We start from the raw sequence: 9,282 nt of genomic DNA, 5'->3' as shown, positions 1-9,282 counted from the left end.
GATGGCACCCTGACCGACCCACGCGAGGGTATCACCCGTTCGATCCAGTTCGCCCTGGGCAAACTGGGTATCGATGAGCCGGACCTGGCCAAACTCGAACACTTCATCGGCCCGCCGCTGTTGCAGGCGTTCATGCAGTTCTACGACTTCGACGAAGCCAAGGCGTGGGAGGCGGTGAATTTCTACCGTGAGCGCTTCAAGGTCACCGGCCTCTACGAAAACCGGGTGTTCGATGGTGTCACGCCGCTGCTGGAAACCCTGAGCGGACAAGGCCGGCAACTGTACATCGCAACCTCGAAACCGTGGGTGTTCGCCCGGGAAATCGCCCGGCATTTCGATTTTGCCAAACACTTCAAGGTGATTTACGGCAGCGAACTGGATGGCACCCGGACCAACAAGATCGAGCTGATTGCTCACCTGATGGCCGAAGAAAACCTGGACCCGGCCAGCACCCTGATGATCGGCGACCGTAAGCACGACCTGATCGGCGCACGCAGCAATGGCCTGGACGCGGCGGCGGTGGGTTACGGGTTCGGCAGCCACGAAGAATTGAGCGCCGAGGCTCCGGCGTATCACTTTGAAACGCTGGAAGAGATGCATCAGGCGTTTTTGCAGCGCTGATACGGCTTTACCCCTGTGGGAGCGAGCTTGCTCGCGATGGCGGTCGCACATTCAAAATAAATATGTCTGACATACCGCTATCGCGAGCAAGCTCGCTCCCACAGGGGGCTGCGCAGGCTTTCAAGGCCTGGGCGGCGGGGCGAGTTTCTGTCCTTGCTCGACTGCCCAATTCACCACCTGCGCGGTCAACTGATCGTTCGCCTGACCGAACCCGACCACCACCGCCGGAACCTGCACATTGCTCAAAGGCTGGCGCACTTCGAAGCGGCGGCTGGCAAGGATGCGCTGGTCGTAGCTGCGCACCAGCAACGCATCCAGACGCACGACCACGCTGGCATTCGTGCCCTGGTATTCAGTCTGGAACGCCTGCAGGCTGCCGCCCAATTCAAGATCGGTCTGGAAAATGCTGTCATCGGTGCTCAACAGCGGCACCCGCCCGTCATGCTGAAAACCTTCCAGCATGCGATTGCGCAACAGCACCGGCGCCGGGTCGCTCCAGCGTGAACCCTTGTAATGGCTGATCACATCGCCCTGGGGAATCACTGCAATGTTCGGACTGTTCAGCGCTTCGCTGGACTGGAATTTGGTCACGCGCAGCGACCAGCGCTGCGGTGTGCCAGGGCTGGTCGATGCACTCTGGGCCGAAGGCAATCGATAGACCTCGAAAGGCTCGGGCTTGGGCAGGATCGAGCACGAACTGATCAGCGTGAAGCCAGCGAGGAGGACAATCCGAATCAGCTTCATGGCGTGAATTCCTTGGTCTTTTCACTGCCCAGCAGGTAACCGCTGGGGTTGGCTTCCAGGCGTGTGGTAATGGTGCGCAACGAACTCAGGGTTTCGCGCATCTCACGCACGGCGGGGCCCAGGCCATTGAGGCCCTGCATGCCGCTGTTGAGCGAATCCTGATTGGCGGTGATCAGTTTGTTGAGGGTGGCACTGCTCTCCTGCAGCGACTTCATCGCCTGCTCGGCGCTGCCCAGCGCCTCCTTGCCATGCTCGTTGAGCAGCCCATTGGCATTGCGCATCAGCGCCGTGGTCTGCTCCAGCATGTTGTTGGCCTGCTTGCCGACCGAGGCCAGTTGCTGCATGGCCTGGCGAATATCGCCGCGCTGCTCGGCAATGGTCCCGGTGGTTTGCTCCAGGTGCTCCAGGGTGTTGCTGATGCGCTCGATGTTTTCCGTGGAGAACATCAGGTTGGCGTTATGCATCAGCGTGGTCACCCCGGCCATCAGGTCCTCGCTGTCATTGAGCAGGCGGGCGATGGGCGAGGGCAAGGCGATAATGGTCGGCAAGTTGCCGTCCTTGCCCCTGAGCGTCGGGCTCTGAGGCGTGCCGCCACTGAGCTGGATGATCGAGGTCCCGGTGACCCCGGTCAGGGCCAGCTTGGCATTGGTGTCTTCCTTGACCGGGGTATCGCCGGCCAGGCGAATTCGCGCCAGTACCCGGCGCGGGTCTTTCGGGTCCAGGCGCAGCGAGATCACGTCGCCGACCTTGATCCCGCTGTACTGCACCGAACYGCCCTTGGACAAACCGCTGACCGCCTCGTTGAAGACGACCTCGTAGTCCTTGAACTCGGTGTCGACACTGGACTTGGCCAGCCACAGGCCGAATAGCAGCGCGGCCGTCACCACAATCACGGTGAACAGGCCGATCAATACATGATGGGCTCGGGTTTCCATGTCAGACCTCGTTGAGCTGTTGGGCGGCCGTCAATGCCGCGCGGCCGCGAGGGCCATGGAAGTATTCGTGAATCCACGCATCGTTGGTTTCCGAGACCTTGTCGATGGCGTCCGCCACCAGCACTTTTTTCTGCGCCAGCACCGCCACCCGGTCAGTGATGGTGTAGAGCGTGTCAAGGTCGTGGGTCACCAGAAAGACACTCAGGCCCAGGGCATCGCGCAGGGTCAGGATCAATTGGTCGAACGCGGCGGCGCCAATCGGATCGAGACCGGCGGTGGGCTCGTCGAGAAACAGGATGTCCGGGTCCAGCGCCAACGCCCGGGCCAGCGCGGCACGCTTGATCATGCCGCCGGACAGCGACGCGGGGTATTTCTCTGCCGCCGACAGCGGCAACCCGGCCAGGGCCATTTTCACCGCTGCCAGGTGCTCGGCGTCATTGCGGCTCAAGCCGGCGTGTTCGATCAGCGGCAGGGCGACGTTCTCGGTCACTGTCAGCGAGGAAAACAGCGCGCCCTTCTGGAACAGCACGCCAAAGCGTCGTTCCACCAGCGAGCGTTCGTGTTCGGACAAGGTTGGCAGGTTCTTGCCGAAGACTTTCACCACGCCTTCGCTGGGCTGGCGCAACCCGACAATGCTGCGCAGCAGCACCGATTTGCCACTGCCGGAGCCGCCGACCACAGCGAGTATCTCGCCCTTGTACAAGTCCAGGTCGAGGTTCTCGTGCACGCTCTGGCTTCCAAAGCGGTTGCACAGCCCACGGACTTCAATCACCGCCTCGGAGGGCGCTCGGGGGATACGACTCACCAACCCATCTCCATGAAAAACATCGCGGCGATCGCATCCATCACGATCACCACGAAAATCGACTGCACCACACTCGACGTGGTGTGCGCGCCCACCGACTCAGCGCTGCCACTGACCTTGAAACCTTCAAGGCATCCAATCGCAGCAATCAGGAAAGCGAACACCGGCGCTTTGACGATGCCCACCAGAAAGTGCTGAACGCCGATATCCGTTTGCAGCAACGATATGAACATCGCCGGCGAGATATCCAGCGCCACCGCGCAGACCACGCCACCGCCGATAATCCCCGACAGCATCGCCAGAAAGGTCAGCATCGGCAGGGCGATCAGCAGCGCCAGGACTCGCGGCACCACCAGCAACTCCACGGGGTCGAGGCCCAGGGTGCGGATGGCATCGATTTCTTCGTTGGCCTTCATCGAACCGATTTGCGCCGTGAACGCACTGGCGGTGCGCCCGGCCATCAGGATCGCGGTCAGCAGCACACCGAATTCGCGCAAAAAGGCAAACCCCACCAGGTCCACGGTAAAGACAGTGGCACCGAAAGTGGCCAGCACCGTCGACCCGAGAAACGCCACCACGGCGCCCACCAGAAAGGTCAGCAGGGCAACAATCGGCGCGGCGTCGAGGCCAGTCTGCTCGATGTGCGCGATCATCGCCGTGACGCGCCAGCGTTTTGGCTGGAACAGGCCGCGGACGATGGTCTCGATGATCAGGCCGACGAAACCCAGCAGTTCCAGGGTGTCCTGCCAGACGGCGTCCACCGCCCGGCCGATGCGGGTCAGCAACTGAATGGTAACGCTGACTTCCGGCTCCTTGATCGGTACGCAGAAATCGGTCAACGAGCAGTAGACGGTTTGCAGCAACGCCCGATCGGCGGCGGAGAGCGTGCAATCAGGATGTTCGGCGGAGCGACCGAGGCGCTCGGAGCCGAGCAGCTCTACCAACAGCGAGGCGCCGGCGGTGTCGAGGGCACCAAGTCCATTGAGGTCGACGGGGGTGTTGGCGTCGTACTGGCCGTGGAGCTTTTCGCTCAACAGTTTGAGGTCCGCGTAATGGGCAAGCGTCCAGTCGCCCGTCACCCGCAACCGCGCAGGGGTAAACGACGTGTCCAATCGGGCGTTGCCGGCCATCGTGCTGCTGATCATAAGCTCCGTGCTTGTTCAGTGATTACGCAGTTTTACGTAATAGCACGAACCACACTACTTTTCTTTGATCGATGTGCTGTCCGTGACTTTGAAGCGCAGCACGCCGATGACCTGGCCATCTTCGGTCAGCACCCGAACCTGCCATTTGCCGGCCGGGTTGCCCGGGAAATTCTGCTTGTGGGTCCAGGCCCGGTAACCTTCCTTGCGCCCGCCGCGAATATCCAGAGGAATGCGGTCGACCTCTTTACCGTTGAACTGCCAGACGTGATAAATCCGTTCGTCCAGGCCACGAGGGGCGTTGATCGCGGTGTACGCGTAGAGCCCGCCATTGCGGATCTGCTCGGCACTGACTTCGTCGAGGCTGGCGCCAGGTGTGCGGTCCTGCATTTGCGTGCTGATGGCCACATCGGTCATCCACAGCGTGGCCGGCGGCACCCACGAGCGCAGCTCCCAACCAATGACGCCGATGCCCAGGGTGATACCAAAAATCGCCAGCGCATTGCGCACGGTACGAATCGGGAAGATCGACGCCAGGCTCGGGAACGACAACAGCACCGAGATGCCCAGCGCCCATTTGAAACTTTGCGCGGTGGTCAGGTGCATGATCACCGGCAACGCGGTGAGCAGCGCGGCGAACAGGGTCAGGGTGTGCAGGGCCAGAAACGCCCAGCGCCGTGGCGCCAGCCATTTGTAGTAAAGCGGGTCGACGATCGAAATCAGCGCCGCGACGCCCAGCAGCCCGGTGAAAACCAACTGGCCGCTGTTCCACGTCGTGGTGATGAAGAAGAACGGCAAGACAAAGAACAGGCTTTCCTGATGGATCATCTGCGTTGCGTAACGCAGCAACGGTTCCGGAATTTCGCGCTTGAAAATGCGTGTGAACAGCTTGGTCAGGCTGTTTTCCAGCATCAGCCAGATCCAGCTGATCAGCATGATCGTGGCAATCCAGCTCGCCAGGCTTTGCTGGCGATCGACCAGGATGAAACTGCCCACCCCGGAGATGAAACCACAGAGCGCAATGACCCCAGGGTAGCGCTTCATCAATTCGAGGATGCGCTGTACGAAAAGGGTCAGGTTTTGCATTCGGCGGGTTCACAGTTGTCGTGGGAAAAAAACCTCGACAGGGTACCTGTTGCCGCGGCGCCGTGGCGAGAGTTTGCGGTCAGTCACGCCGCGCAACCTGGGGGATTGTCTTTCCCACAAGGAGTTTGCTTGCCAAACAGAGTGGTTACTTCCTGCGGTGCAAACGCCAGCCCACCAACATCAACACGATCATGCCCAATCCCCCGACCACCAACCACATCAACTGGTCATAACTGAACAACGGCTTTTCGATCCGCAAATACCCCGGCTGCAACAACAGTTCACGCACGGCCTTGTTCGCCTCTTCCAGCGTCACCCCTTGCAGCTCCCGGGCCGGGTCGGCGAAGTGGCCGTCCTCGTAATCACCGATGGCGCTCCAGTAGTAGTCGGCCAACGCGCTGTTGCCTTGCACGGCCCAGGCCTGGCGGGCAATCGCGGCCTGCTTGAGGCGGTTGAAGGTGTCGGCATTGAGGCCATCCTTGAGCAGTGCGGCCTTCAAGTCGTCGAGCACTTGTTCGGCCGCGGGCACGTCGTCGCGTTCAAGGTCGGCATTGAGGCTCATGAAACCCACGCCGCCGAACACCTCGCGTTCCGCCCACGGGCCGTAGGACAAACCGTGAGCCAGGCGCAGCTGGCGATAGAGCGCCCAATCCAGATAATCCTTGAGCAAATCGAAGGTTTGGTCGTGCCCGTCGTCCAGCACCGGCTCCGGCACCAGCCAGTGCAATTTGGCGCCGTTGCCGACCAGACCGTGGGTCAGAGTGCGCTCGTGGGCAGCGCTGACCTGGATTTGCGGCAGCGCAGGATGCTCGCCAGGGGTAATCGCTTCCAGCGCGCCATACGCCTGTTCCAGATAGGCCGGCAGCAACTTGTCGAGGTCGCCGACCACGATCAGGGTCATGTTGTTCGGCGCATACCAGTCCTTGCGCACCTGCTCCAGTTGCTCATGGGTCAGGTCATCGACTTGCGCACGCTCCGGGCACTTGAGGCCCAGCTCCACGGCCAGCTGGTTGCTGGCCGTGTGGCCGAGGTCCTGACGATCGAGCCAGCGTTGCAGGTGCGAGTAGTGGCCGCCGTCTTCACGCTCGACCACTTGCTTGGCCGCGTGGATGGCGTTGTCGTCGAAACGGGTCTGGGTCAGCAGCGCCAGCAGCAGGTCGAGCACCTTGCGCTGGTTTTTTGCCGGCGCTTCGATGACGAAAGTCGTATCGGCATTACTGGTGAAGGCGTTCCACTCACCGCCCAGGGCCTGCATGCGCTCTTCCAGGCCACCTTCGCCACTGGCGTCGATGCCGCTGAACAGCAGGTGTTCCAGCAGATGCGGCAATTCCTTTTCTTCGCAATTGAAATCGTCCAGACCAACGCCGACCACCAGCCGGATCGCCACATGCCCTCGGTCAGTGCCGGGTTTGAGTAGCAACTGCAAACCGTTGCGCAGGGTGTAGCCCTCGACCTGGAAGCGATCCAGGGCAAATGACGGGAATGAACCAAGCAACAGGCAGGCGAACAACAAACAACGCATAACGGACTTCCATACGGCCAGCGTAAGTTCAACAGACTTCAGGTAATGGTGGACGTTCAGGGTGAATGAGTAATGTCAGTCAAATCGTCGACCACCAGCGCACCGGTATCCGATGTTTCCAGCACCACGTAGGCACTGCTGCAAAACAGCGAATTCAGACGCTTCATGTCGGCGATCAGCTCCAGGTGCAACGAACTGGTTTCGATACTTTGCACGATTTTACGGTGCAAGCGGCTGACATGAGCATGGGCCAGGCGCCGTTCCTGTGCGCGGAAACGACGTTTTTCACGCACCAGCTGGCGGGCACTTTCCGGGTCGCCACTGAGAAACACTGACATCCCGAGCCGCAGGCTGGAAATCAACTGAGTATGCAGCCCGGTCAATTCGTCCAGCCCGACTTCGGAAAACGATCGGCGCTGCGAGGTTTTCTGCTGCTGGACTTTACGCAGCATGCGTTCGATCAAGTCGCTGGCGAGTTTCAGGTTGATCGCCAGCTCGATGATTTCCGCCCAGCGCCGGCTGTCCTGATCGCTGAGATCTTCCCGGGGCATTTGCGCCAGATACAACTTGATCGCGCTGTAGAGCGCTTCGACATCGTCGGTCAGGCGGCGCATTTCCTGGGTGACGGCGGTTTGCTTGCCGCGCAACACATCGAGCATGGCTTCGAGCATGTTGTCGATCAGRTCGCCCATGCGCAGGGTTTCCCGGGCCGCGTTGGCCAGCGCCAAACCGGGGGTGACCAACGCTGTGGGGTCAAGGTGCCGGGGCTTGGCCGTGCCGTTGGCCTGCGGGCGCTCCGGCAGTACCCAGGCACAAAATCTGGCCATCGGCCCGACACTGGGCAGCAGGATMAGGCAGCGCACGGTGTTGTAGAGCAGGTGAAAGCCGATGACCAATTCCTGAGGGCTGAAATCCAGGCCATCGAGCCAGTGCACCAGCGGATCGAGTACCGGAATGATCAATAAAAGACCAATCAGTTTGTACAGCAGGCTGCCCAGCGCCACTTGGCGCCCGGCTGGGTTCTGCATGCTGGTGCTGAGGAAGGCGAGTACGCCGCTGCCGATATTGGCGCCGATCACCAGTCCGATGGCTACCGGCAAGCTGATCACTTTGGCACCCGCCAGGGTCGCGGTCAGCAGCACAGCGGCCAGGCTGGAATAGGAAATCATCGCGAACAGCGCGCCGACCAAGGCGTCGAGCAGGATATCGCCGGTGAGCGAGGCGAAAATCACCTTCACCCCTTTGGCATGGGTAATCGGATGCGCCGCTTCGACAATCAGTTGCAGCGCCAGAATGATCAAGCCCAAGCCAATGGCGACACGGCCCATCTGCCCGAGTCGGGTCTGCTTGCGTGACAGAAAGAAAATCACCCCGACAAAAATCAGCAGCGGCGACAGCCACGACAGATCGAACGTCAACACCCGCGCCATCAGCGCCGTACCGACATCGGCACCGAGCATGGTGACCAGTGCCGGCGTCAGCGCCATCAGGCCCTGACCGACAAAGGAGGTGACGAGCATGGCGGTGGCGTTGCTGCTCTGGACCATCGCCGTCACGACGATCCCGGAGACGAAAGTCAGCCAGCGTTTGGACATGTTCTGGCCAATGACATGGCGCAAATTGGTGCCGTAGACCCGCAGGATGCCGGTTCGGACGATATGCGTGCCCCAGATCAGCAGGGCCACGGCAGAAAGTAAATTGAGCAGGGTGAGCATACAGGCCCCCTGTGGTGTAGCGCTCCAAAGGAGCAAGTTGACGGTACCGCGCGACGTTCTACGTTCTGTACTTAAGCTTGTAGTTGGCTAACGGTCTGCGCGCCAGCATCGCATAGCCAAAGAAGGGATTGAAATAAAACTGTCATGAAAATGGCGATCTTCCAGCCACACAAAACACTGTGGGAGCGAGCTTGCTCGCGATGAGGCCATCAGCTTCAACATTGATGTTGACTGACGGACCGCCATCGCGAGCAAGCTCGCTCCCACAGGTTTTGCGAATTTAGCGCTTTCGGGTTACTGGCCCGGAATGTCCTTGCGCAGCTTTACCGGATCCTGCTGTTTCTTTTTTTTCGCAATGGCGGTGCGCATCTTGATGTTGATCGCTTCCACTGCCAGCGAGAACGCCATTGCGAAGTAGACGTAGCCTTTTGGCACGTGCACGTCGAAGGCTTCGGCGATCAGCACCGTACCGACGATCAACAGGAACGACAGCGCCAGCATCTTCAGCGATGGGTGCTTGTCGATGAACTCACTGATGGTGCCAGATGCCCACATCATCACCAGCACGGCCACGATGATCGCTGCGACCATGACCGGTACGTGGGAGACCATGCCGACCGCGGTGATCACCGAGTCCAGGGAAAACACGATGTCGATGATCGCGATCTGGATGATGGTGTAGAGGAAGTTGCCGCCCTTGCCCGAAGGAAGG

At 60.5% G+C, this 9,282-nt stretch carries 9 protein-coding genes; 1 reads left to right on the top strand and 8 read right to left on the bottom strand.

The window, feature by feature from the left end:
• Positions 1–621 (top strand): HAD family hydrolase (locus ACXRVY_RS10420; protein ID WP_458237352.1); only part of this gene is annotated, 621 nt, incomplete at its 5' end.
• A 120-nt stretch (positions 622–741) separates the two neighbouring features.
• On the opposite strand, the gene ACXRVY_RS10415 is transcribed toward ACXRVY_RS10420, so the two are convergent.
• The 8 genes from ACXRVY_RS10415 to ACXRVY_RS10380 form a co-directional block, all read right to left on the bottom strand.
• Positions 742–1,365: an ABC-type transport auxiliary lipoprotein family protein gene (locus ACXRVY_RS10415; RefSeq protein WP_223459158.1), complete on the bottom strand. Its 624-nt coding sequence runs from the start codon at positions 1,363–1,365 to the stop codon at positions 742–744.
• Positions 1,362–2,300, bottom strand: a complete 939-nt coding sequence (locus ACXRVY_RS10410) for an MlaD family protein (RefSeq protein ID WP_458237351.1) — start codon at positions 2,298–2,300, stop codon at positions 1,362–1,364. The genes ACXRVY_RS10415 and ACXRVY_RS10410 overlap by 4 nt, the downstream gene beginning before the upstream one ends.
• A 1-nt stretch (position 2,301) precedes the next feature.
• Positions 2,302–3,105, bottom strand: a complete 804-nt coding sequence (locus tag ACXRVY_RS10405) for an ABC transporter ATP-binding protein (protein WP_223459156.1) — start codon at positions 3,103–3,105, stop codon at positions 2,302–2,304.
• Positions 3,102–4,250 carry an ABC transporter permease gene (locus ACXRVY_RS10400; protein ID WP_223459155.1) on the bottom strand — a complete coding sequence of 383 codons (1,149 nt, stop codon included), beginning with the start codon at positions 4,248–4,250 and terminating at the stop codon, positions 3,102–3,104. The genes ACXRVY_RS10405 and ACXRVY_RS10400 overlap by 4 nt, the downstream gene beginning before the upstream one ends.
• 54 nt (positions 4,251–4,304) lie before the next feature.
• Positions 4,305–5,333, bottom strand: coding sequence for a DUF5924 family protein (locus tag ACXRVY_RS10395; RefSeq protein WP_223459154.1), 1,029 nt, complete (start codon positions 5,331–5,333; stop codon positions 4,305–4,307).
• Between the two features lie 145 nt (positions 5,334–5,478).
• Positions 5,479–6,855: a M16 family metallopeptidase gene (locus ACXRVY_RS10390; protein WP_223459153.1), complete on the bottom strand. Its 1,377-nt coding sequence runs from the start codon at positions 6,853–6,855 to the stop codon at positions 5,479–5,481.
• A gap of 56 nt (positions 6,856–6,911) precedes the next feature.
• Entirely contained in the window at positions 6,912–8,570 is a 1,659-nt protein-coding gene (locus ACXRVY_RS10385; RefSeq protein WP_223459152.1) for a Na/Pi cotransporter family protein, read from the bottom strand.
• Positions 8,571–8,864: 294 nt separating this feature from the next.
• Positions 8,865–9,282 (bottom strand): TerC family protein (locus ACXRVY_RS10380; protein WP_458237350.1); only part of this gene is annotated, 418 nt, incomplete at its 5' end.

The organism is Pseudomonas sp. P5_A2_2, assembly GCF_054177685.1.
Note: the sequence above shows the minus strand (reverse complement) of the source record. Positions and strands in the feature narration are given on the sequence as shown.